Genomic DNA, 21,372 nt, shown 5'->3' on the forward strand with positions numbered 1-21,372 from the left:
GCTAGTGCCGGCTTCGCCGCCGGGTGGGTTCTGCCAGCACGCGCTGGGCTACTGCCTGATTGACGCCTTCAGCTTGCAAAAATTCCAGTGCGCATAGTGTGCCGACCGAATATTGCAGGGAAATGCCTCTTTCTACCGTCTGCTCCATGGCAAGGTCATGGCGCTGCACAGAGCCGGGTGATTCTGCGCCGGTAACCGCTTGCATAGGCTTTCGTTGCGTGACAAACATGGATGTCTCCCGAAATAGCGTGAAAAGAGGATTTTCTGAGGGGGCGATGCGTTCAGGCGGGGTTTGGAAACTGGAACTGTACGCATCTTAGCGGGCATCGCGTTGAAAAGCGAATGCATATAATTCATCAATCCCTTGAAGGGGATAGCCTGCCTGTTTCTCTTACATTATTGTTGAAGGCGAAGTGAAGCGTCGGCTTTTTTTAATATAAATTGTAAGAAAACTTGCGTTTACACCGTACTCAGCAGGTTTGTCTCCAGCCTCGGATATTCATCCGGCAGCAGAAAGCCTTTTTTCATTAATGCGGGAATCTGCTCGGCGGGCACAGGGCGTGAAATGAAGTAGCCCTGGATCTCGTCACAGTGGAGGGCTCTGAGCAATTCAAGCTGTTCCCTGGTTTCTACGCCTTCGGCAACGACGGTCATGTCCAGCGCATGCGCCATCGACACGATTGCCCTGAAGAAAATTTTGCCTTCGCTCGATTTGTCGAGTTCATTGGTAAACACCCGGTCTATTTTCAGGATGTCCATGTCCAGCCGTTGTAATTGCGACAGCGATGAATAGCCGGTGCCGAAATCGTCCACCAGCAGCTTGATGCCAAGTGCGCGGATCGATGCCAGTTCGGCGATGATGGCGTTGTCTTCCCCCATCATCGAGGATTCGGTGATCTCTACCTCCAGCAGATCTGGGCGTACATTGTATTTGCGTAGACAGTCGATCAGCTTCTGGTGCAGATCGCCGGCATGGAACTGCCTGGCCGACACATTGATGGATACCGGGATCTGCGGCAGGTTCAGCTGCTTCCAGGCGGCAATCTGGGCGCAGGCCTGTTCCATTACGGTTTCGCCCAGGCGCAGGATCAGGCCTGTGCTTTCGGCAATGGGGATGAATTCGGCTGGCGATATCAGCCCCCGTTCAGGATGTATCCAGCGCACCAGCGCTTCCATGCTGGTCATTTCGCCGGTCAGCGTATTGGTGCGTGGCTGGTAGTACAGCACAAACTGGTTCTGCTCCAGCGCTTGCATCAACGCCTGCTCCATTTCAAAGCGGGCCCTGAGCTTGGCATACAGTTCGGGCCGGAAAAAATCATAGTAACCCTTGCCGGCGGCTTTGACCGAATACATGGCAATGTCGGCATTCTTCAGCAGGGTTTCGCTGTCCCGGCCATCACGCGGGAACATGCTGATGCCTATTGACGCGCCTACCTGATGCTTTTCCCCTGCCCACCAGAATGGCTGCTTGAAGGCTTCGGCGATTCTTTCCGCAACGCGCGCCGGCTTGCTGTCACGCTCTACCGGCTGCAATATGACGACGAACTCATCTCCACCCAGCCGTATGACGTTGTCGCTTGGACGCAGCACCGATTGCAGACGGGAGGCGACTGATTTGAGCATGTTGTCGCCGGCGGCATGCCCTTGCGTGTCATTGACGTTTTTAAAGCCGTCCAGGTCGATGAACAACAGCGCCAGCTGATGGTTTTCCGTTGCCGCGCTGGCGATAGCCCCGGGCAGAAAGTTGAGCAGCCAGTGGCGGTTGTGCAGGCCGGTGAGACCATCACGGTTAGCCAGCATTTCAAGCTCGCGCTCGCTTTCTTTTTTTGCGCTGATATCCTGTATCGTCACCGCCAGGCCCGAGCCGGAGCGCACCAGACGCCTGCGGGCCCAGGCCATGTTCAGGCCGCTTTCTTCCGACAGTTCATATTCGTCTTCGTGGAAGCCGGTTTCCATGGCTTGCGAATAGATACCCAGCAATACTTTGAAATAGCCCTCTCCCTGCATTGAAGACAGCTTGACGCCGATCAGTTCTTCGCGGTTGAGGCCGAAGAATTGCGCGCCGCGGGCATTGCAGTCGATGAAACGGAAATCAATGATTTTCCCTTGCATGTCGCGCAGCGCATGCATCATGTAAAAGCCGTCGTCGGTGCCTTCCGTGGCCAGGCGGTAAGTATCCCGGACCTCCTTGGCCTGATGCTTGCGCCACGCCAGGCGCGAGGCCATGATGCTGGCGGCCAGGGCAAACACCAGCAGGAAGATACTGCCTGCGATGGTATAGCGCTTGGTGCTGCTCCAGTCGTTGCTGTGGTTGCTCAGCAATTCCTCTTCCGACAGACCGGCCACGGCGGTCAACGGATAAGCACGCAGGCTTTGCCAGCTGACAAACCGCGATTGGCCGTCGGCAAAGTGGCTGGGACCGGACACGCGTATCGTGCCATTGTCTGCCTCCAGCACAAGTTCGCCGGTGAACGCCTGCTTGCTTGCGTTGTAGACCTGGTCGCCGACGCGGGAAGTGCCGACCATATTGTTGTCACCGACGACGGCCAGCAGGCCGCTCTTGCCCAGGCTTTGTTCATCGTAGAAGGACGAAAAATAAGAGGCGTCTACTGAAATCACGACGATGCCGTCAAAGGACTCGTCTTCCTTTTCTAGCCTGCGGGTGAAATACACCAGCCGCTTGCCGGCCTGATCCTCCATGCCGGAAATGGCGATGCCCAGTGCGCTGGAATTATTGTTTTTGTGAAAAGAGAGCTGGTTGGCAAGTATGCGGTCTTGCCAACGGCTTGGTAATGCAGTGTAGGTCATTGGACTGCCGCTATTGTCCAGGATGGCGACTACGGCAAACTGGGCTGCAGTAAACAAGCCTCTTTTGCGCAGGTCTTCCAGCCGGAGGTTGCCGTGCGCGGCTTCCCAGTCGTATTTAACCTGCATGCTGATCTGGTCTATCTGCTCTATCGTGCGGGTCAGGTATTGCGCATAAGCGCGTGACAGGGATGCCGAATTTTTCAGCGCGCTGTCTTTAAGCAATCTTTTATCTTCGCTGACAGTAGACAGGGTGAGACCCCATAGCAGGCCCGCGAGGATCGCGCATAGCACCGGCCACACGAGGATGAAGGCCAGATTGTTTTTTAGAAATACAAAGTCATTCACCGGCCCCAGCAGGGGGATGGTCATGTTTTTTCTCATTGCAGTGCAGTCAGTTCAGTCGAGAGAAATTACATTTGGGAAATATATGCGTAGGCTATCATGTTTTCGGGTGCTTGCTGGCAGAAGCCTTGATTTGTCACCAAACTGTCATGTAAGTCTTGGAAAAAATGGCATGAAAGGCTGCTTCCGATCTTATGTGTGGCATACCGAACAAAGCTTTTCACGTAGGCCGCGTACACTTTTGCCATTCTGTACAAAAAGGCAAAGGAGATATCATGCGACATCTGGACAGGCAACGAGGACCACAGGCGGCACAAAACCATCCGTTTCATCTGACTTTGCTGTGGGGCGGAATTCTATTGGCAGTCTTGCTGCTGGCAGCAGGCGCGGCCGCGGCGGCGCCCGCATCCGGCAAGTTGGCGGATGCGCAGGCCAATTATCAACGTGAACGAGCGATATGCTTGAGCGGACAATCCAACCAGGACCGGGCTACCTGCCTGAAAGAGGCGGGTGCCGCACTGCAGGATGCACGCAGCGGCCGCTTGTATGAAGTGGACCGTAGCGACTATCAGCGCAATGCCTTGCAGCGTTGCCAGGAGCAGGCAAGCCAGCAGGACAAGGACGATTGCGTCAAGCGCGTACGTAATGGAGATGTATCCGGCAGCGTAGCCGCCGGCGGCGTGCTGCGCGAATATAAGGAAATCATTCCCGCACCTGCGCCAGTGAATTCCCCTCCGCAACAGTAGCGCATAAGCAGGATGGATTTGTCGTGGCAACAGCGTTACCATGTGACTTTGATAAAAGGGAGCCGGTATGGCTAATGGCGATACGGTAGGCGATACGGAGCGCCGTCGAGTAGCAAAGCATTTTTCGATGATCCGCGGGTTTCACCTCGCGGATTTTTTTACGCTTGGAAATGCGGCGTGCGGCATGGCTGCGGTATTTCTGGCGATGCTTTATATCGCACACCCGGGAAATGAAGCGAAGCATTATTTTTACCTCGCCGCGGCGATGGCGCCGGCAGCGTTTTTCTTTGATGTGCTGGACGGTCGTATCGCGCGCTGGCGCCGCCAGCATTCTGCGATGGGACGTGAACTGGATTCGCTGGCGGACGTTATTTCTTTCGGCGTGGCGCCTGCAACGCTGGCGTTTGCGGCGGGCATGCAAGGCGGCTGGGACTGGGTGTGCCTGGTCTATTTTGTCTGTTGCGGCGTCAGCAGGCTGGCGCGCTATAACGTCACTGCCGAGAGTCTCTCGGTGGGAGCAGACAAGGTTGCGTACTTCGAAGGTACGCCTATCCCGACCAGTGTTGTGCTGACCGCGATACTGGCATTTGCAGCGTGGAAGGACAGGGTAGGGGAGCAGCTGGCCGGTGGAAGCTGGCAGGTGGCGGGTACGGAACTGCATCCTCTGGCTTTGCTGTTCCTGCTGTCAGGATCGCTGATGATCAGCAAGACGTTCCGCATTCCCAAATTATAGATGCCTAGGTCGTAGACATAAGGGCAGGACTGCGGTGCACAGTCCTGGGCGCGTCAGCCTCTGCCTGCGATTTACTTGCGGGAGAATTTTGCGGCAAGCTGCTGTAATTTTTCACTGCGCTTGCTCTCTGCTTCTTCCTCTTCCTTGGCCTTGCGTTCAGCATTGGCCTTGGCTTTTTGTTCAGCAAACCTGGCTTTGCGCAGTTCGGCTTCTTTCTTTGCACGTTCTTTCAGCATCAGCACCGCATGGTTGCGGTGTTCTTCCGTGACTGCTTCGCCGGCATTGCCTTCCAGGTCAAAGCGGTTGGTTGCCTTGGCCATCACGTGCATGTAGCGCGGCGATTTGGTGTGCAGGCCCAATGCGATGCGCAGAACCTTGCGGTCCAGCTCCGGCAGTTTTGCCAGGATCTGCTTGTCTATGCCTATCGCCAGCGGCAAAGTGTCGCGGAAAGCGGCAAAGTCACTTTGCAGTTGTTTTAATAGCGCGCGTGCAAGGTGCACGGGGCTGGGAGCAGTACCGGTTTCTTTCGTATTCATTGACAAACAGCTAGCAGGTTAATTAAGGTGCGTAGCATATCATGGACGGCGCTCAACGCCGAATTTAGAGTCTGCCGTGTTGTTGGCTGGTGATTCCTTGTTATTGCGCTTTTTCAGCTGCGCCGGATGGCCATTTTCCCCATCAGCCACTGCAGGCCGGCCAGATGCTGCTGATCATGGCTGCACAGGAAATGCGCCAGACCTCGCGCGGTAACATCCCCATACCCTTCAAAACTGCCGGTACGTTGCCATTGCGCGGGCTCCAGCGCGGCCAGCATACGGACGGTTTCTTTCCGTGCTTCGCGGATTGCGGCAAAAGCGTGCGCCGGATCGGCGCCTGCATAATTGCGCTCGCTGACCAGCAGGTAGGTATCGATGGATGCCAATACTGGATGTTCCTCTTGCAGTAAACGCCGGAAGCGTAACTGGTAGCCGTCTATTTCTATATCGCGCACATGGCATACCTGTTCCAGCGCGTTCAGGGCCTCGCTGGGAACCCCTTCCCAGGATGGTGGCGACCACTGCCGCAACTCCGTAGGGACTGCATTGAAATGTGCTTCCAGCTGCTGGGGGAACGCTGACAGGGTGGCGAGGGTAATGTCCATGAATGCTTGTTTTCCGGTTCGTGCAGGTGGGGAGCGTAAGAGAAAACAGTTGTTTTTACTGGCGCGGAGGGTTTGCCTTGCTTTGCTCCAGCGCTGCCTTGATTCTCTCGGGTTTGACGAGGTTCGCGGGCAGGGTGTCGGCATAGGTGCCGAAACAGCACATATTGCCGTACTGGCTAAAAGAGTACTGGCCTATTGTCTCCGCATCCGGCGGCAGCTCAGGTGGCAGCGGATGCGGCACGCGTGCTTGCATTACATGGCTCTTGATCAGGTAATCCACTTCCCGCACTGCGAAGGCCGGATCGTCTGCCAGCGCTTCCCTTGCTGCCCAGATTTTATCTACGGCGATCTTGCCTTTTGTCATGGCAAAGGCGGCCACATACACCAGGGCGCCGGTCCAACTGCGGCAAAAATACAAATGCTCGCGGTAAAGATAGATGTCCCATTTCTGTTCCATCTGGCCGGCTTTATACAGCATGCCGTCGCGTACCTGCTCGCCCGGATATTCAAGCGTGCTGGCGATTTCCATCGCGTCCGGCGGAAATTGTCCAGCGTAACTGCTGCCGGTAACTTTCCTGAATTCAGCAAAGCTGCGCGCCACGGCAGGGTCCGAGGCATTTGCCTTCATGGCGCGTACAAAGGACAGACAATCGTAGCCGTCAACAACAAAGGGATTGGCGTCATCGGAGCCTGCCAGCGGGCTCACCCGAAACTGCGGCAATGGTTCGGTAGCCGCCGGTTGTGCGGGTTGGGCAGAGGCATCTGCCGGCGCAGCCTTACCCAAAATTGCATCTATGAACTTCTTGAACAAATGATTCTCCGCATGTTGCGCTGAATGACGTTGAAGTGAGCTGCATTTTACACTCGTAGTTTAGCAAATTACGCGGTCCCGCCAAGGGCGGGACCGGCAGTGCATCGCTTATTTCTCGCCATCCTGGCCGGGGTGTTTGACCAAGTTTCTCAGCCAATCATGATAGTGCAGGGCATTTTCTTCTGCATCGAAGTTCCACCCGTCTTCGTCGAATGACCATTGAATGGTGCGCAGATGAAGAAGGACCAGTGCCAGAAATTCGGCGAACGATGAGGCAACTAGGAATTTTTCATCTTCATCCCTGCCGAATATGATCACCAGTCCTATGGTCCCGTTCTCGTCCGGATCGAAGTCGATTCCAAGGTGATTGCCGCCATAGTCATCGCTGAACGGTATCCATTTTTGGATTGGTATACATTGGCTTGACATATCCTTCAGGCGTTGCGGACATGAACTCTGCGCAATCGTCATTCATCACTCCGTCTGCACCAACGTCGTACCACACATCCCATGCTTCCCTGATGCGTTCTATGCTAAGCAGCGGTATATCCAGAAATATACCCGGCCCTTCCTGGCCGTTAAAATCTGACAGGCATTGCTTGAGTTCTGCGGGCAGTGTGACGCCGAGATGCTGCTCCAGTTTTTGCAGTTCATCCGCCGTTGCCCCAGGATTCAATTTCAGGCGCTCTAGCGCATTTTTGTCCAAGAAAATTTGTTTGATGTCGTTCAATTGCTTCAGCGTGCCCGGCCTTCACAGGAAATAGATGGTTTATTTGCAAAAATCAGATGTTGATCCCAAGAACTAATTTTGCATGATATTTATTAATTTGTCATCTATTTTGCGGCTTGCGGACCGCTGTCGGGCTTTGAGCTTTTGCTGCGTATCTGGAGTATGCATCTGGCGACAATCCGGCTGCGGGCGGGGTCATCAATTGGAATACAGGGGAGGGAATACACCGGCGCGCATGGAACGCGCCCGTGGCTATTTGAGATAAGTTAAATGAAAATGATCAGCGCGGCGGCTGAGATAATCAACGCTACCTTTGTCAGTTTATAGACTGTTTTATTCCATGCCTTGAAGCGGCGCCGGTACTGGCCCATGACAAAAGACACGCGGAACAGCTTGCTGACGCCGCCGGTCTGGTCGCCGGTTTCATTCGGCGAGCTGGCGGCCGTCATCATCGTGCGGCCAAGCCAGCGGTTGACGGCTTGTGCCCACCGAAAGCGCATCGGACGTTCAATATCGCAGAAGAGGATGATGCGGTCGCTGTCACTGCCGTTGATGGCCCAGTGAATATAGGTTTCGTCAAAGATGACGCCCTGGCCGTCACGCCAGCTATAACGTTGCCCGTCCACCTCGATAAAGCAGCGGTCATCATTTGGCGTGGCCAGCCCGAGGTGATAGCGCAGCGAGCCGGCGAATGGGTCGCGGTGCTGGTTCAGCTTGCCGCCTGGCGGAAGTTCGGCGAACATCGCCGCTTTGACCGAAGGGATGCCGCGCAGCAGCTCGAAGGTTTGCGGGCAGAATTGCTGTGCCGAGGGATGGCTGGCGTCATACCACTTCAGGTAGAAACGCTTCCAGCCGCTCTTGAAGAAGGAGTTGAAGCCGGCATCGTCATTCTTTTCTGCTGCCTTGATTTTTTGCAGCGTCAGCAGGTTCTCTGCCTCTGCACGAATGATTTCCCAATTTTGCTGCAACGGAGCCAGATCCTTGAATTCATTGACAGGGAAGTAAGGCGTCGAAGGCACTTTGGAAAAGATGTGCATGAACAGGTTGATCGGCGCCATGAAGGACGAATGATCGAACATCTGGCGCATGAATGGCAGACGTACTTTGCCGCGGAAGTGGATATGAAGAATCGCCAGGAAATACAGGCTGATGAAGGCCCATTTCATGATGCTTGAATCCGGTGATGATACTGTTTTGAAACCTGTCTGGCGCGTCTTGGCAAAAGATCCACTATATGTTCCTCAACTTAGGCAGTCTGTGGACTGCAATAGGCGTCATTCTACGACTTTTTGACGCCTGTGACATTTATGGCATACGGCAGGGCTTCAGGGCCGGAACAGGCGTTTGCAATTCTATGCCACCTAACAAAAAGAACTTCCATTTTGGGAGGGAGGTGCGGTGGCCGGGGAGGGCTTTGCTCTAGTCCGGCTTTGTGCGCCATTGCATCGCTACATCGTAAAAGGCAGCGGCAGCATGCCGAACCCTTCGTCCAGCACGTCGATGCTATCCAGCAGCCCTTGCAAACCCTGGTCCAATTCTGCCAGGTTTTTTTCCTCCATTTGCATCAGCGCCTCCGGCAGCAAGCCGCGCGCGGGCGTCGGGGCGCGCAACAGCGTAGCGGTGCCTTCCCCGGTAAGTTTTACCTTGACGACACGCTGGTCGGCAGTATCCCTGGCTTTGACAACGAGGCCGCGTTTTTCCAGTGCATCCAGCAGGTTACTGGTAGTTGTCTGATGAATGGCGAGTTTGGCGGCTAGCTCGCCAACGCGCAGGCCGCTGTTTTCATGTAGTTCCTGCATGATCCACAACTGGGCGCCGCTGACGCCGCATTGCTTTTCTATCCACAGGGAATGCCTTTGTGCCGCGCGTATCACTACCCGCAGTTTTTTTAATATCTCGAGCTGGGAAGGAGATTTTTCTTGTTTATTGTCTGTCGTGGCGTGCGCCTGCTGTAACTTTTTCTTTGTCATTGCTGCTCCCGGGTATGTAGCTTAGTATAATTGAATTTGTACAAATATAGTTTGTTGGAATATACTTTGCACCAATACAGCTTGGCTGTAGCAATAAACAAAGCTGTTGAACAATGCGCTTTTCGGTCGGAAAAGCCTGTATTTATCCCTTGGCACGCTTAGCTTTTTCATATATTGACTTCCGATAACGATCAGGCAGGGCGCAATCTAGCGTCTGGCCAGAGTCTAGGTTCAAAGATAGTGCATTTCTGGCACAGGGGAGCGGCGTGGGTACTCGGCCCTGGGCTGGTGGGGTTGGCTGCGGTGGGTTTGGCAACGGGAAGTGAATATGCGAACCGGCTGAATCGGTCCATGGTGCAAACTTTTTTCTGGTCTCCGCTGCTCTTCATGCCTGCAGGATTTGCGCTGCTGGCCTATTGTTGCAAGCGTTATTTTCCCGGGTCACAGGGCAGCGGCATACCACAGACCATGGCCGCGATGGATATGACAGGGGCCGAGAAACGGAGCACTCTATTGTCGGCCCGGATAGCGGCGGGTAAGATATTTTCTACACTGGCCGGTTTATGCATAGGCGCATCGATAGGCAGGGAAGGGCCGACAGTGCAGATCGGTGCCTCCATCATGCATATGTTTTATGGACGTGGGCCGTTCCAGTCCGCGGAAACCCGCCGCATTCTGATACTTGCGGGCGGTGCTGCGGGCATCTCCGCTGCGTTCAATACTCCATTGGCGGGCATCATGTTTGCGATTGAAGAACTGAGCAAGAAGCATGTTTTTAATGCGAACAGTTCTACTCTGGTGACGGTCATTGTTTCGGGGCTGATTTCCTTATCTCTGCTGGGAAACTATACCTACTTCGGTTCCAGCGGCGCATCGCTGGACTGGCACTCCGGCCTGGCGGCGATTCTGTTGTGCGGCACGGTGGGTGGCCTGGCAGGAGGAATATTCAGCCGTTTGCTGATCGCGGGCAGTTTTTCTCTGCCTCGGCGCATGGCGGTATTTGTCAAAGACCGGCCGGTGCTGTTCGCTGCTTTATGCGGCCTCTTGGTTGCCATCCTGGGCGTTTGTACCCATGGGCTGATTTTTGGCACGGGATATGAACCGACGCGGCTGACGCTGGAGGGGCGCGACACGCTGCCATGGTATTTCGGACTGGCAAAACTGGCGGCTACCCTGGTTTCTTCCATGAGCGGTATTGTCGGAGGTATCTTTGCTCCGTCGCTGGCAGTAGGCGCCGGCATCGGCGATAACCTGGCCGATCTTTTCCCTGGCCTGGCGACACACGGAGCGATGGTGATGCTGGTGATGGCTGCGTATCTATCCGGAGTGACGCGGGCTCCGGTCACCTCGTTCATCATCATGATGGAAATGACGAACAGCCATCAGATGCTGCTTCCATTGATGGCGGCGTCGGTAATCGCCAGTGGCGCATCAAAACTGGTCTGCCCCACGGCTTTGTACCATGCACTGGCAAAAAAATTCAGCCATTTTGGCGATGGCGACTATCCTATGGATAGGCACATACAAGAAACCAGGGAGAGAAACCGGGAAATTACTTCATCTGACGCTACAGGAGAATATGTCAAAGAAAAAAAGTGAATTTTAATATCCATAAACACAGAGACGGCAGCGCTGTCATGCTGCAATGATTCTCTCGATAAACATCACTGGCCCTGCTTACTCATTAATGAATGGAGTTTCACATGAATACTATTAAGAACCTGACGTTGCTTGCAACATCCGCTTTGTTTGTCTCCGCTTGTTCAACCACACCAAAAACAGAAGCTCCGGCGGCAACACCCGTCGCGCAAACCAAGCCCGCTGCACCTGCACCGGATACGCGCACGGTTTCTACGGTGGATGCAACGGTGGATCCGCTGAATGATCCGAATGGCCCGCTGGCCAAACGCAGCGTGTATTTTGACTTCGACAGCTACGTCGTGAAACCTGAATTTGCTTCTGTCGTCGGCGCACATTCCAAATACCTGGAAAAAAATTCACAGCGTAAAATCCTGATTCAAGGCAATACCGATGAACGTGGCGGTAGTGAATATAATCTGGCGCTGGGCCAGAAGCGTGCCGAAGCGGTTCGCAAATCTCTGGTATTGTTGGGCGTGCCGGACCAGCAAATGGAAGCAGTGTCTTTGGGTAAAGAAAAACCGAAGGCGACAGGTAGCGACGAAGCCTCCTGGGCAGAGAACCGCCGTGCAGATATTGTGTACGCAGGCAACAAGTAATTCTTCCTTTTGCTGCCGGCCATGGCCGGCAAGCTTCCATTGCTTTCCATGCAGAAAATGGGCAGATGCCTGCACAGCGCAGGGATCTGCAGCATAAGGCTGGAACTGGCGTCGTTAGTTACCGCACATACAATACAATCAGGCATTGATACCCTTGCCACAAATGCTGGCGCCTTGCTGCCGGGAATTGACGAACGATAGCTCAGGGGGAGTGCAGTTTGCGCATTTTGTTCACAGTCGCCACCATGATTGGTCGCAATAAATGATTCCACATACAATTTTTCCGGTGATGCCGGAAGCTCTGAATACGTTGACGGCGATTGGTTTTATCCTGATTGCAGGCATCGTGGGCGCAAAGCTGATAACGCGGCTGTTGCCGGTTCCGACGATTACCAGTTATGTGCTGACAGGCCTGCTGATTGGGCCGGCGGGACTTAATCTGCTCAATACTGGAGCACTGGAAAGTCTGGCCCCGCTGATCGATCTGACGCTGGGTCTCGTTGTCTTTGAACTGGGGCGACGGATAGATTACAAATGGCTGGTCAAAGAGAAATGGCTGCTTGTGACCGGCATCGCGATCAGCGTAGCCATATTTTTTGCACTATACCTGTTGCTGACCAGCCTGGGGATACCTCGGCTGGTAGCGAGCATGGCAGCTGCGATCGGCATGGCAAGTTCACCGGCGGTGGCATTGAATATTGTGCATGAGCTGAAAGCCGAAGGGCAAGTCAGCGAGCGCATGCTGAATATTATTGCGATCAGCAACTCGCTGGCGTTTATCGTTTTTACGATGAGCCTGTCTGCGCTGCACCTGGAATACAGCAGCGACTGGCGTATCCTGGTATTCCACCCCTTGTTTCTTGTATTTGGCTCCGGCTTGCTGGGCTGGATAGCCGGCCGACTGGTGATTTACCTCAGCGAATGGCTGGGCAGGGAACATCAGAGCCAACGCATTATCCTGTTTGCGCTGATTGCCGCGACCGTCGGCGCCGCCAGCATGTTCAATTTGTCGGCGATGATTGCCTTGCTGGTGTTCGGCATCACAAGCAGGCATCGCGACCGCGGATATGCGATCGTGGAGCCCGATTTCAGTCACTTCAGCGGCTTATTGTATGGGATTCTGTTTGTCAGTGCCGGTGCGCAACTGGAGCTGATGCATATGCGCGAATACTGGCTTGCGGTAGTGGGTTTCGTCGGCGTACGTCTGGTGGTGAGTGTGTTGTTTGGCGCCGCTCTGGCACCGGTCAATGGCTTGACAGTACGCAAAGGTGCTTTGCTGGGCCTGAGCCTGCTGCCGATGTCGGGTGTGGCAATCGTGCTGGCAAAAAATGCCACCGTGCTTTATCCCGAATTCGGCGCGCTCCTGACGGCATTGCTATTGTCGGTTCTGGCGGTGCTGGAAATAGCCGGGCCTGTGTGCACGCGCTTTGCGCTGATATTGTCCGGTGAAGCAAAAAATTAAAGGAGTTGCCTGTGCTGGAATTTAATTCATCAACGCCATTGACGATGGGTGTGGAACTGGAACTCCAGATCGTCAACCGGCGCGATTTTAATTTGACGAGTGGCTCCAGCGACTTGCTGGCGCTATTGAACAAGAAGCCGCATGGCTATGATATCAAGCCCGAAATTACTGAAAGCATGATAGAGATTGCGACTTCGGTACACACCGATCACCAGGAAATGCTGGCCGAATTGAAGGCGATGCGTACCTTGCTCGTGGCTGCTGCCGAAAAGACCAACCTCGGCCTGGCCGGCGGCGGCGCGCATCCTTTCCAGCATTGGGACGATCAGCGGATTTATCCTTCTGAACGTTATGCACTGGTATCTGAGCTATACGGCTATCTGGCCAAGCAGTTTACCGTGTATGGGCAGCATATTCACATCGGCTGCGTCAATGGCGACGAAGGGATACGGCTGGTGCATTTGCTGGCGCGCTATATACCGCATTTTATTGCCTTGTCCGCATCCTCGCCTTTTTACCAAGGCGTGGATACCAGTTTCCAGTCTTCCCGGCTGACCAGCATCAATGCTTTTCCGCTCAGCGGCTATATGCCTTTTGTGAGTGACTGGGAGGGGTTTAACCGCTATTTTAAAACCATGAAAGATCTTGGCATCGTCGCCAGCATGAAGGATTTTTACTGGGATATCCGCCCCAAGCCTGAGTATGGCACGATAGAAATACGGGTATGCGACACTCCCCTGGAGATAGAAACTGCAGTGGCGCTGGCGGCGTATGCGCAAACCCTGTGCAAGTACCTGCTGGAACACCGGGAACTGGTGCCGAACCAGGATGTGTACCTGACCTATACCTACAACCGTTTCCAGTCTTGCCGCTTCGGCTTGAAGGGCAACCTGATCAACCCTCTGAGCAATGAACCGCAGGCGACGATCAAGGAAGATATCTTCCAGACGTTGATGCTGTTGACTGAAACCGCGCAGGAACTGGGCACTGCCGATGCATTGCGGTTATTGACTAATCGTCTTTTGGAACGCCCGTCCGACGCCGACTGGCTGCGCAGTACTTATACCCAGGGCGGTTCATTAAGTGAAGTAGTGAGGCAGCAAAGCGAAATGTGGATGGCAACAAAATAATCACGACGAAGAGCAAAAATATGTCAACGACGAATGAACCCGAACCGTCTGCCCCCGGCCCCGGCCCCACTTCGCAGGAAATCCCAACACAGGGCGTTCCGGGGCCCGATCCTCGGGTAGAGCCGAGTGCAGCCTTGCCGCGTTACCAATCCAGCGATGAGACGCCGTGGCGCCATACCTGGAAGCTGTTGGCGGCGCGTTTTAAATCGTTGTCGGACAAGGGCTTGCGGCGCCTGACGCAAAGGACACTGAAGATAGGCGTATCTGCACGCATATTTCATCCTGAAGCAGACGGCACCGGGCTACGTAGTAAAACCCTGCAATACCTGGAGGAGTCGATCGCCCAATGGGTGATGTCGCGCGATGTGCTGGTCTTCATGATACCGACGGTAAATACCAATGGCCTGCTACATCCCAGTAATATCCGTTTGCGCGATTATGCCAAACATCTGGATGGCCTTGTGCTGCAAGGCGGGGCGGACGTTTCTCCGCAAAGTTATGCCGAGGCAGTGACGCGCCCGGAGTGGAACGGCGACCGTGCGCGCGACATGTATGAACTGGAGCTGTTGCATGAATTTATCGAAGCGGACAAACCGGTGCTGGGAATATGCCGCGGTTGCCAACTGATCAACGTTGGCTTTGGCGGTACCTTGTACCAGGATATCGCCAGTAATGTGCCGGCCGCCATTTCGCATGTCAACGACATGTATGACAGGAATTATCACGAGATTCAGTTCACACAGGGTTCAACGCTGGCAAAGCTGTTTGCATCCCAGCCGACCGCGCTGGTCAACTCCATTCACCACCAGGCTGTTAAAACGCTGGGGCGTGACTTGTCAGTGGAAGCGGTATCCCACCAGGACCAGATTGTGGAGGCCATACGCTACAAGAAGGCGAGCTTTGTAGTGGGTTTGCAGTGGCATCCGGAGTTTCATCGTGCCGGCAGCCAGCATCTGCTGGATTGCACGCCTATTCTGGATAATTTTCTACGCGCAGCGCGAGAAACAAGGTTTTGAACGCTGTCTTTGATACCTTTTGCTATCTTGTTTGGTGTTGAGTGCGCTGTCTCACAGACGATGTTGAGAGGTCGCCTTACACTGGGTATCAATATTCTAGCTGGAGCAATTCATGACCTTACATACTATTAACCCCGAAACACTTAAAGAATTGTCCTCTACTCCAGAGCGTACTGAAAATGAATCTTCACGGGCCGCAGGGGCAGCCAGCGACAAAGCTGTTGATCGCGGCGTGACCAGTGATGCAAACAAGCCACAGCCGGCTCCGCAGGATGAACAAAGTGAGGCGGCTAAAAGATTTAGCCGTGACGTCGGAAAAAAACTTCCTCCCGATGTGGGCAGCGAGGATCCTCTGTAGCAGTGAATGGTGTGTTCCCGAACAGAGCTTGTTATTCGTTGGCCATATTATGGCGGTATAGGACAAATCAGATATAAATAGGAAAAAGCAGAAAAAAACAGGAGAAAGATTACCATGATGCCATCAAAGACACTTAAAGCAGACAGTAAGCCGGTGCAGGATATTTCTGCAGGCCGCCCGGTAGAGGCCGGCGAGGCTTCCATTCCTTCTACGCTGGATGATGATGTTTCCATTGAGCAGTTCACGAAAGGGAATCTGGGCGAGGATATTGACGGACTGCCGGATGAGTCGGTGGATATGGAGCGCGAAGCTTCTTTTAACAAGGATGAGCCTGATCTTGACCTCGATGGGTTGGATCCTGTGCCGCCGAAGTGAAAGCTAGACGAACGCCAAAAGAGGAGATTAGGTCGATGGGTAAACAAAACGTAACTGGGCCGCTTGTAGATCTTCCTAGAGTAATTTCGCATACATTGCCCGAGGCTTCAGTGCATGCCGAACCTACTGAATATGAAAAGCAGCCGAATGAAGATGATCTCTCCCGCGTGACGGGAAAACCTTCGGATGATGAAGGGCAAGCGCAAGCCGCTGCGACAGGCAAGCCAGCTTAAAAGTGCATTCTTGACGACAAACGGGTGTTATCCGGCCTGGCCGCAGCCGTTGCGGAGAATAATGCAGCTGGCGCGACGCATGCCTTTTGCCAATGCTACCAGTGTAACCTGACCCATATTGAAGTCCAGCGACACCATCAATTGCATCAGCATGATCATTACCAGCACCAGCGAGGGTTTATAAAGCTGACGTTCGATTAATGCTTTCATAGTGCCCTCCCTGTTAATTAAATGACTGTCTGACCGATACTTGTTTGTTTTTGTGCATGAAGCTTTTTACACAGACGAGAGTGTAAGCCTCTGCCTGTTTCCGATAAACCCCATAAAAGAGAAAACATTGTTCTTGTAGAGCGGACAATCGAATCATTACGAATGAGGGTAGGTTTAGTGTCAAAAAACAGTCTGCACTTGGTTTGACGCAGGAAGCTTTTCCGCGAAGTGAATATTTCCGCGGATAACACCTGTACAGTTGAGGGCAGAGTTGGACTTCTTTATTATTGCGGGTAGGGGAAGTGCGCTTGCATTAAACGCGAAGCGGCAAATCTTCTGTTGATCACGGGACAAAAACCCAGACCTCCGGTCTGGGTTTTTTTTTGCCCGCATTCTTTGAACAGTCGACTCAAGCGAGGTAAAAATGGACGAAATATGGCTAAAGCAGGGTGATCACTGGGCAGTAAAGCGCTATGACCAAAGAGATGACATCGGCATTCTCTATCTGCCGGAAGGATCGCAGATGGTGTATAGCGGCGATGTCATCGTGTTGGACGATGACGGAGTATACCGTGTAGGCAATTGTTCTGCAGATACGGGAGCGGAAGGCTTTGGTGAACTGGATTTGTCAGGCATTACGGCGGAAGCACTTGCCGATAGCGTGGAAAAAGATGCTGCGGTTAACGAAGATGTAAAGGAACCTGTGCCTGGCGGCGCGGCAGAGGCTGGCTCTGGAGTGTTGGAATAAACAAAGCGGATGAGCGCGATGATAGATTGGGAGCCGATAGAGCTGGAATTTCGTGGCGGGATAAAATCTGTCAGGAGCATCGCGACTGAATATGGTGTTTCCGAGTCCGGCATCAATAAAAAGGCAAAGCGCGAGTGCTGGCAGCGCGATAGTACTGCGCGGACCACTTCCAGGACATTGGCAAAATTGAATGCTACCGTCCTCAGCCTGGTTCCTGCCAGCACTGCGAAGGCGCCAGGAGGGATCATGAAATCCGACAGCGATGTCCACGGCGATATCGTGCTCGCGCAACGCAAGGATATACGGCGCTCGCGTATGCTGGTAATGGCGTTACTGCAGGAACTGGAGCAGCAGACGGGCAGCGTCGACACCTTGGCCGGATTGACGGAATTGATGGAAGCCGCGGACGATAAGGCGCGCGACAAACGAAATGAGCTGTTCCAGAAAGTGATCAGCCATGCAAACCGCACCAGCACGCTAAAGTCGCTGGTGGATTCCTTGCGGTTGCTGGTCGCGCTGGAGCGTGAAGCCTTCGGCATAGACGTGAAACAGAAGACTGGGAAAACCATCGAAGACTGGCTGGAGGTCGTGAGTGACGCCTAAACAATTGCAGACCTTGCATACACTGAAAACGGATTTTGTATTTCATGCGCCGCGTGTTTTGAAGGTGTTATCCAAGGATGGAAAAATTGTGCCGCTGGTGCTGAACAAGGCGCAGCTGCATATCCATGCGAAGCTGGAAGCGCAACTGCATGATACGGGCAAGGTGCGGGCGCTGATCTTGAAGGGCCGTCAGCAAGGCGCATCTACTTACATTGCGGCAAGATTTTATTGGAAGCTACAGTTTCGTAAGGGCAAGAAGGCCGTAATCATTACCCACGAGCAAAATGCTACCGATAACCTGTTTGCCATGACCAAGCGTTATCACGACAATGTACCTGAGCAGTTGCGGCCCAGCACGGGTACCGCGAACGCAAGGGAGCTTTATTTCGACAAGCTCGATAGCGGCTATAAGGTTGCTACGGCGGGAACCAGGGAAGTGGGGCGATCTAGCACCGCACAATATTTTCATGGGTCCGAGGCGGCTTTCTGGCCACACGCCGCATCCCATTTTGCAGGTATTGGCCAGGCTGTGCCGAATGCGGATGGCACTGAAATTATTCTGGAATCCACGGCAAATGGTGTCGGTAATGAATTTCACCAGCGCTGGAAGCGGGCAGAAGGGGGCCATGGAGAATATATTCCTATATTTTGTCCATGGTTTTGGCAGCCTGAATACCGTACGCCTGCCCCGGCGCATTTTGCCAGGAAGCTGGAGGAGCTGGACCTGGCCGAACTTTACGGACTCGATAATGACCAGCTGTACTGGCGCAAACTCAAGATAGAGGATGATTTCAGTGGCGACGTAAACTTGTTCCAGCAAGAGTACCCGAACAATGCTGCGGAAGCTTTCGTCGCGGAAAATAGGGATAGCCTGATTCCCGCTGCAAACATCATGGCTGCACGCAGGGCTGAAAACGTCAACATGGCGGGGCCGCTGGTTGTTGGTGTGGATCCTGCGCGGTTTGGCGATGACAGGACGGCGATCGTATGGCGTAAAGGGCGGGTGCTGACCAAGGTCAAGACTTATGAAAAAAAATCGACGATGCAGGTTGCCGGCATTGTGGCGCAATTGATAGAGCAGGACAAACCGGCGAGGGTATTTATCGATACGGTGGGGCTGGGTGCGGGCGTGTATGACAGGCTGGGATATCAGTTTTACGAAACCATGGCCTCATCAATATGTTTGCTCAGCATGGGGAATTTAATAAATCTCCTTTCTACACCATGGAAAATGATTTTGGCCGCTACATCGACCAGGGAAATCATGTAAACTTCGTATACAGCTTCGGAAATTTTAATAGCAAAGGCCGCCCCGGAAATGTAGCGATAGAATTTAAAGTGAACGATCCAAATGGGAACATGATAGACCATTGGAAGCAAGATTTTTATAACGGATCAGAACAGGTATACATAAGGAGAGTTGGTTGATGAATAATGACGCAAAACGTGATGAAGAAACCAAGCTGACAATGGATTTGGCAAAAAGTTTTATGCGTGAGATGTTTGACGCGGAGCCGGACTGGAAAAAAGCGTATTTCAGATTTGTGATGCAGAAATTCGGACCAGGTTGCAATGCTTCGTATGTCGTGGGTTCTAAGGTGGAATTCCTTGATATGCGCCGGCACTCAAATTTTATTGATGAAATGATGGAAAACGCGAGCAGGCTTGCTGAAGTGATGGGTAAAGAAAAAATGGTGATGCTGCTTGCCATCAATTCGGACTACAATTTCAGATTCTTTTACGAATATGAAAATATGGAAAAATGGAAAATCACCAAGCTGGATGGGAAGACGGGTATTCCTGAAGGTTTTTAATTCACGACGTATCGCCCCATATTCTAGTTGCTCGTAGAAGAGTGTAAAAGAATAAATCGACATAAAGCAGTTGCAACAACACAAGCCGCCTTAGTGCGGCTTTTTTCATTTATAGAGGGCATCATGCAAGATGAATCTGTCTCCACTGCCGCTGCCAAAGCGGCGCCTCCCGCGTTACTGACGAGCGCTTCCATCATATTCGGTTTGACGCTGAACGACTGGGTGGCAATTGCTACCTTGGTCTACGTTGGTCTGCAGACTTTTTTTCTGTTGAAAGACCGTCTGAGAAAGCGTAAAGAAAAACGGAGGCAACAATGAACCTGGATCTGAAACAAAAGATAGCAGCGGCAGGCTTGGGCATGGCCGTACCTTTGGTGATTTTTTTTGAAGGAACGCGTCAGCAGGCTTACCTGGACCCGGTCAGTATTCCAACCATCTGCCGCGGCCACACCGAAGGTGTGCACCTCGGGCAGACCGCCACCGCTGACCAGTGTGACGACATGCTGGCGAAGGATCTGCTTAAGGCCGATGCCGAAATGCGCGCGTGCGTGCTCGTGCCTTTGACCGATAACCAGCGTGCGGCTTTTGCTTCATTCATTTTTAATGCTGGCAGTGGCAATTTTTGCGGGTCGTCAATGGCTCGCAAGCTAAATGCAGGTGATCTTGCCGGCGCCTGTAATGAGCTGCCACGCTGGGTCTATGCAGGAGGGAAGGTTTTGCCCGGCCTGATCAAGCGTCGAGCGGCAGAAAAAGAACTGTGTTTAAGGAAATCGGGATGAGCCTGTATGCCAGATTAATTGCAGTTCTTGTCTTGTTCGGGCTACTGGGTGCCGCGATGTGGGGCATGCAAAGGCGAGGTCAACTACAGGGGAGGGCGGAAATACAGGCCAGGTGGGATAAGGAAAGCCGTGAGCGAGCGGAAGCTGAAAAGTCGGCATTGCTGGCGCGCGTAAAAAACAATGAACGAATTGTAGAACAACAGGCGCTGGATGGGCAGCGCATCAGAAAGGATGTCAATAATGAGCTTAACCAAATCCATGCTGCCTATGGCAGCAGCGGCCATACTGACTCAGGCCTGCGCGTCTCCGCCAGTATCTGTCATGGACTTGCCCCCGCCGCCGATACCGCAGGCGCCGCAGGAAGCAATGCAGCCGCTGCCTTCACCCTTGCACTTCCTCCAGAAATTGAAGGAAATCTTCGGGACCTGATGCAGGAGGCGGATACGGTCGTTGCGGGTTGCCGCGCGACGCAGCAGTTCATCAGAGCAAACCACATGTATCCCGGAGACCCGGGATAAGCGATGTAATCGGCCTGGCGATGTCAGGCCTTGATGTCGACCAGTGTACCCAGCATCTGGTCGGCAGTTTTTACTACTTTGGCTGAAGCATCAAATCCGTTCTTATATACCAGAGAATCGATCGTTTCTGTTGCCAGATCAGTTCCACTGGCTTCCTGGGAAATCGCAGACATGCCGTTGCTGCCATTTCCGCTCACTACCGTGGACACGCCTCCTGTCGCACCTTCCTTGAAAGAAGCCTGTTGTGGTTTGAAACCATTCGTTTGGGCATTGGCAATATTATTGGCTGATGTATCCAGCCCACGCTGGAATGCCTGCATGCCGGAGAGCCCGCTGCTGAATGCTGAAATAGACACGTTAATTCCGTTTCTGTGAATGCATTGCTGAAAAATAAATAAAATATCCTTATATTTCAATAGCTTAACTCAAGTCCTGATTTCCTGCAGGCAAATTATTCGAGGATGCTCCCTGATGTGGCGATTGCGTAGCCGGGAATGTCTTGAACACTCCCAAGTTTACGATATACTGTATATAAATACAGTAAAAACGAGGTGCAACAGGAGTGCTATGCAAACTGCCCGAACTTTTCATCCATCATCGCTTAAAAA

At 53.2% G+C, this 21,372-nt stretch carries 28 protein-coding genes; 17 read left to right on the forward strand and 11 right to left on the reverse strand.

Features of this window, described 5'->3' with window-relative positions:
* Nucleotide 1 precedes the first annotated feature (1 nt).
* Both ACO0LO_RS04930 and ACO0LO_RS04935 read right to left on the reverse strand, forming a co-directional pair.
* Nucleotides 2–229 carry a hypothetical protein gene (locus tag ACO0LO_RS04930; RefSeq protein WP_422963086.1) on the reverse strand — a complete coding sequence of 76 codons (228 nt, stop codon included), beginning with the start codon at nt 227–229 and terminating at the stop codon, nt 2–4.
* A gap of 230 nt (nt 230–459) precedes the next feature.
* Entirely contained in the window at nt 460–3,177 is a 2,718-nt protein-coding gene (locus ACO0LO_RS04935; RefSeq protein ID WP_422963087.1) for a bifunctional diguanylate cyclase/phosphodiesterase, read from the reverse strand.
* Between the two features lie 248 nt (nt 3,178–3,425).
* Here ACO0LO_RS04935 and ACO0LO_RS04940 point away from each other — a divergent pair, with 248 nt between their 5' ends.
* Together ACO0LO_RS04940 and ACO0LO_RS04945 are read left to right on the forward strand one after the other, a co-directional pair.
* Nucleotides 3,426–3,896 (forward strand): hypothetical protein, encoded by a 471-nt coding sequence (locus ACO0LO_RS04940; RefSeq protein WP_422963088.1) that lies wholly within the window; start codon nt 3,426–3,428, stop codon nt 3,894–3,896.
* 67 nt (nt 3,897–3,963) lie between these two features.
* A complete protein-coding gene (locus tag ACO0LO_RS04945; RefSeq protein ID WP_422963089.1) occupies nt 3,964–4,629 on the forward strand; it encodes a CDP-alcohol phosphatidyltransferase family protein in 666 nt (221 codons plus the stop codon).
* 71 nt (nt 4,630–4,700) lie between these two features.
* Here the strand turns inward: ACO0LO_RS04945 and ACO0LO_RS04950 are convergent, their stop codons facing one another.
* The 7 genes from ACO0LO_RS04950 to ACO0LO_RS04980 form a co-directional block, all read right to left on the reverse strand.
* Nucleotides 4,701–5,165: a ProQ/FINO family protein gene (locus ACO0LO_RS04950; RefSeq protein WP_422963090.1), complete on the reverse strand. Its 465-nt coding sequence runs from the start codon at nt 5,163–5,165 to the stop codon at nt 4,701–4,703.
* A gap of 113 nt (nt 5,166–5,278) precedes the next feature.
* Complete coding sequence (locus tag ACO0LO_RS04955; RefSeq protein WP_422963091.1) at nt 5,279–5,770, reverse strand: DinB family protein; 492 nt, start codon at nt 5,768–5,770, stop codon at nt 5,279–5,281.
* A gap of 55 nt (nt 5,771–5,825) precedes the next feature.
* Nucleotides 5,826–6,581, reverse strand: coding sequence for a hypothetical protein (locus tag ACO0LO_RS04960; protein ID WP_422963092.1), 756 nt, complete (start codon nt 6,579–6,581; stop codon nt 5,826–5,828).
* Between the two features lie 108 nt (nt 6,582–6,689).
* Nucleotides 6,690–7,052, reverse strand: coding sequence for an SMI1/KNR4 family protein (locus ACO0LO_RS04965; protein ID WP_422963093.1), 363 nt, complete (start codon nt 7,050–7,052; stop codon nt 6,690–6,692).
* A complete protein-coding gene (locus ACO0LO_RS04970) occupies nt 6,961–7,311 on the reverse strand; it encodes an SMI1/KNR4 family protein (RefSeq protein ID WP_422963094.1) in 351 nt (116 codons plus the stop codon). The genes ACO0LO_RS04965 and ACO0LO_RS04970 overlap by 92 nt, the downstream gene beginning before the upstream one ends.
* Nucleotides 7,312–7,577: 266 nt before the next feature.
* Nucleotides 7,578–8,477: a lipid A hydroxylase LpxO gene (gene lpxO, locus ACO0LO_RS04975; protein ID WP_422963095.1), complete on the reverse strand. Its 900-nt coding sequence runs from the start codon at nt 8,475–8,477 to the stop codon at nt 7,578–7,580.
* A gap of 282 nt (nt 8,478–8,759) precedes the next feature.
* Complete coding sequence (locus ACO0LO_RS04980) at nt 8,760–9,281, reverse strand: MarR family winged helix-turn-helix transcriptional regulator (protein ID WP_422963096.1); 522 nt, start codon at nt 9,279–9,281, stop codon at nt 8,760–8,762.
* Between the two features lie 351 nt (nt 9,282–9,632).
* Here ACO0LO_RS04980 and ACO0LO_RS04985 point away from each other — a divergent pair, with 351 nt between their 5' ends.
* The 8 genes from ACO0LO_RS04985 (at nt 9,633) to ACO0LO_RS05020 (ending at nt 16,092) form a co-directional block, all read left to right on the forward strand.
* Entirely contained in the window at nt 9,633–10,880 is a 1,248-nt protein-coding gene (locus ACO0LO_RS04985; RefSeq protein WP_422963097.1) for a chloride channel protein, read from the forward strand.
* A gap of 104 nt (nt 10,881–10,984) precedes the next feature.
* Complete coding sequence (gene pal / locus ACO0LO_RS04990; protein ID WP_422963098.1) at nt 10,985–11,518, forward strand: peptidoglycan-associated lipoprotein Pal; 534 nt, start codon at nt 10,985–10,987, stop codon at nt 11,516–11,518.
* A gap of 262 nt (nt 11,519–11,780) precedes the next feature.
* Complete coding sequence (locus ACO0LO_RS04995; RefSeq protein ID WP_422963099.1) at nt 11,781–12,980, forward strand: cation:proton antiporter; 1,200 nt, start codon at nt 11,781–11,783, stop codon at nt 12,978–12,980.
* A gap of 11 nt (nt 12,981–12,991) precedes the next feature.
* Complete coding sequence (locus ACO0LO_RS05000; protein ID WP_422963100.1) at nt 12,992–14,110, forward strand: YbdK family carboxylate-amine ligase; 1,119 nt, start codon at nt 12,992–12,994, stop codon at nt 14,108–14,110.
* A gap of 20 nt (nt 14,111–14,130) precedes the next feature.
* Nucleotides 14,131–15,126, forward strand: coding sequence for a gamma-glutamyl-gamma-aminobutyrate hydrolase family protein (locus ACO0LO_RS05005; RefSeq protein ID WP_422963101.1), 996 nt, complete (start codon nt 14,131–14,133; stop codon nt 15,124–15,126).
* A gap of 112 nt (nt 15,127–15,238) precedes the next feature.
* Nucleotides 15,239–15,484, forward strand: a complete 246-nt coding sequence (locus ACO0LO_RS05010; RefSeq protein WP_422963102.1) for a hypothetical protein — start codon at nt 15,239–15,241, stop codon at nt 15,482–15,484.
* A 114-nt stretch (nt 15,485–15,598) separates the two neighbouring features.
* Entirely contained in the window at nt 15,599–15,859 is a 261-nt protein-coding gene (locus ACO0LO_RS05015) for a hypothetical protein (RefSeq protein WP_422963103.1), read from the forward strand.
* Nucleotides 15,860–15,894: 35 nt separating this feature from the next.
* The gene (locus ACO0LO_RS05020; protein ID WP_422963104.1) at nt 15,895–16,092 is read left to right on the forward strand and encodes a hypothetical protein; all 198 of its coding nucleotides are present in this window, start codon (nt 15,895–15,897) and stop codon (nt 16,090–16,092) included.
* Nucleotides 16,093–16,119: 27 nt separating this feature from the next.
* Here the strand turns inward: ACO0LO_RS05020 and ACO0LO_RS05025 are convergent, their stop codons facing one another.
* Entirely contained in the window at nt 16,120–16,302 is a 183-nt protein-coding gene (locus ACO0LO_RS05025; RefSeq protein ID WP_422963105.1) for a hypothetical protein, read from the reverse strand.
* A 424-nt stretch (nt 16,303–16,726) separates the two neighbouring features.
* Between ACO0LO_RS05025 and ACO0LO_RS05030 the strand changes: the two genes are divergently transcribed.
* From ACO0LO_RS05030 to ACO0LO_RS05060, 7 genes are all read left to right on the forward strand, one after another.
* Nucleotides 16,727–17,050: a hypothetical protein gene (locus tag ACO0LO_RS05030; protein ID WP_422963106.1), complete on the forward strand. Its 324-nt coding sequence runs from the start codon at nt 16,727–16,729 to the stop codon at nt 17,048–17,050.
* A 246-nt stretch (nt 17,051–17,296) separates the two neighbouring features.
* On the forward strand, nt 17,297–17,653 hold the full coding sequence (locus ACO0LO_RS05035) for a hypothetical protein (protein ID WP_422963107.1): 357 nt from the start codon (nt 17,297–17,299) through the stop codon (nt 17,651–17,653).
* Between the two features lie 97 nt (nt 17,654–17,750).
* A complete protein-coding gene (locus tag ACO0LO_RS05040; RefSeq protein ID WP_422963108.1) occupies nt 17,751–18,923 on the forward strand; it encodes a hypothetical protein in 1,173 nt (390 codons plus the stop codon).
* A gap of 157 nt (nt 18,924–19,080) precedes the next feature.
* Nucleotides 19,081–19,467 carry a hypothetical protein gene (locus tag ACO0LO_RS05045; protein WP_422963109.1) on the forward strand — a complete coding sequence of 129 codons (387 nt, stop codon included), beginning with the start codon at nt 19,081–19,083 and terminating at the stop codon, nt 19,465–19,467.
* Between the two features lie 123 nt (nt 19,468–19,590).
* Nucleotides 19,591–19,785 (forward strand): hypothetical protein, encoded by a 195-nt coding sequence (locus ACO0LO_RS05050; RefSeq protein WP_422963110.1) that lies wholly within the window; start codon nt 19,591–19,593, stop codon nt 19,783–19,785.
* Nucleotides 19,782–20,246, forward strand: coding sequence for a lysozyme (locus ACO0LO_RS05055; RefSeq protein WP_422963111.1), 465 nt, complete (start codon nt 19,782–19,784; stop codon nt 20,244–20,246). The genes ACO0LO_RS05050 and ACO0LO_RS05055 overlap by 4 nt, the downstream gene beginning before the upstream one ends.
* Entirely contained in the window at nt 20,243–20,764 is a 522-nt protein-coding gene (locus tag ACO0LO_RS05060) for a hypothetical protein (RefSeq protein WP_422963112.1), read from the forward strand. The genes ACO0LO_RS05055 and ACO0LO_RS05060 overlap by 4 nt, the downstream gene beginning before the upstream one ends.
* Before the next feature lie 23 nt (nt 20,765–20,787).
* Here ACO0LO_RS05060 and ACO0LO_RS05065 read toward each other — a convergent pair whose 3' ends face one another.
* Nucleotides 20,788–21,180: a flagellar basal body rod C-terminal domain-containing protein gene (locus ACO0LO_RS05065; protein ID WP_422963113.1), complete on the reverse strand. Its 393-nt coding sequence runs from the start codon at nt 21,178–21,180 to the stop codon at nt 20,788–20,790.
* Nucleotides 21,181–21,372: the final 192 nt, after the last annotated feature.

Origin of the sequence: Undibacterium sp. TJN25 (assembly GCF_049339885.1) — a bacterium.
GTDB lineage: Bacteria > Pseudomonadota > Gammaproteobacteria > Burkholderiales > Burkholderiaceae_D > Undibacterium.

Coding starts and splice junctions, on each gene's coding strand:
- ACO0LO_RS04995 (WP_422963099.1), top strand. CDS start 11,781: ATGATTCCACATACAATTTTTCCGGTGATGCCGGAAGCTCTGAATACG.
- ACO0LO_RS05045 (WP_422963109.1), top strand. CDS start 19,081: ATGAATAATGACGCAAAACGTGATGAAGAAACCAAGCTGACAATGGAT.
- ACO0LO_RS05005 (WP_422963101.1), top strand. CDS start 14,131: ATGTCAACGACGAATGAACCCGAACCGTCTGCCCCCGGCCCCGGCCCC.
- ACO0LO_RS05055 (WP_422963111.1), top strand. CDS start 19,782: ATGAACCTGGATCTGAAACAAAAGATAGCAGCGGCAGGCTTGGGCATG.
- ACO0LO_RS04945 (WP_422963089.1), top strand. CDS start 3,964: ATGGCTAATGGCGATACGGTAGGCGATACGGAGCGCCGTCGAGTAGCA.
- ACO0LO_RS04980 (WP_422963096.1), bottom strand. CDS start 9,281: ATGACAAAGAAAAAGTTACAGCAGGCGCACGCCACGACAGACAATAAA.
- ACO0LO_RS05010 (WP_422963102.1), top strand. CDS start 15,239: ATGACCTTACATACTATTAACCCCGAAACACTTAAAGAATTGTCCTCT.
- ACO0LO_RS04935 (WP_422963087.1), bottom strand. CDS start 3,177: ATGACCATCCCCCTGCTGGGGCCGGTGAATGACTTTGTATTTCTAAAA.
- lpxO (WP_422963095.1), bottom strand. CDS start 8,477: ATGAAATGGGCCTTCATCAGCCTGTATTTCCTGGCGATTCTTCATATC.
- ACO0LO_RS05020 (WP_422963104.1), top strand. CDS start 15,895: ATGGGTAAACAAAACGTAACTGGGCCGCTTGTAGATCTTCCTAGAGTA.
- ACO0LO_RS05035 (WP_422963107.1), top strand. CDS start 17,297: ATGAAATCCGACAGCGATGTCCACGGCGATATCGTGCTCGCGCAACGC.
- pal (WP_422963098.1), top strand. CDS start 10,985: ATGAATACTATTAAGAACCTGACGTTGCTTGCAACATCCGCTTTGTTT.
- ACO0LO_RS05050 (WP_422963110.1), top strand. CDS start 19,591: ATGCAAGATGAATCTGTCTCCACTGCCGCTGCCAAAGCGGCGCCTCCC.
- ACO0LO_RS04950 (WP_422963090.1), bottom strand. CDS start 5,165: ATGAATACGAAAGAAACCGGTACTGCTCCCAGCCCCGTGCACCTTGCA.
- ACO0LO_RS05015 (WP_422963103.1), top strand. CDS start 15,599: ATGATGCCATCAAAGACACTTAAAGCAGACAGTAAGCCGGTGCAGGAT.
- ACO0LO_RS04955 (WP_422963091.1), bottom strand. CDS start 5,770: ATGGACATTACCCTCGCCACCCTGTCAGCGTTCCCCCAGCAGCTGGAA.
- ACO0LO_RS04930 (WP_422963086.1), bottom strand. CDS start 229: ATGTTTGTCACGCAACGAAAGCCTATGCAAGCGGTTACCGGCGCAGAA.
- ACO0LO_RS04940 (WP_422963088.1), top strand. CDS start 3,426: ATGCGACATCTGGACAGGCAACGAGGACCACAGGCGGCACAAAACCAT.
- ACO0LO_RS04985 (WP_422963097.1), top strand. CDS start 9,633: ATGGTGCAAACTTTTTTCTGGTCTCCGCTGCTCTTCATGCCTGCAGGA.
- ACO0LO_RS05030 (WP_422963106.1), top strand. CDS start 16,727: ATGGACGAAATATGGCTAAAGCAGGGTGATCACTGGGCAGTAAAGCGC.
- ACO0LO_RS05060 (WP_422963112.1), top strand. CDS start 20,243: ATGAGCCTGTATGCCAGATTAATTGCAGTTCTTGTCTTGTTCGGGCTA.
- ACO0LO_RS04965 (WP_422963093.1), bottom strand. CDS start 7,052: ATGACGATTGCGCAGAGTTCATGTCCGCAACGCCTGAAGGATATGTCA.
- ACO0LO_RS05025 (WP_422963105.1), bottom strand. CDS start 16,302: ATGAAAGCATTAATCGAACGTCAGCTTTATAAACCCTCGCTGGTGCTG.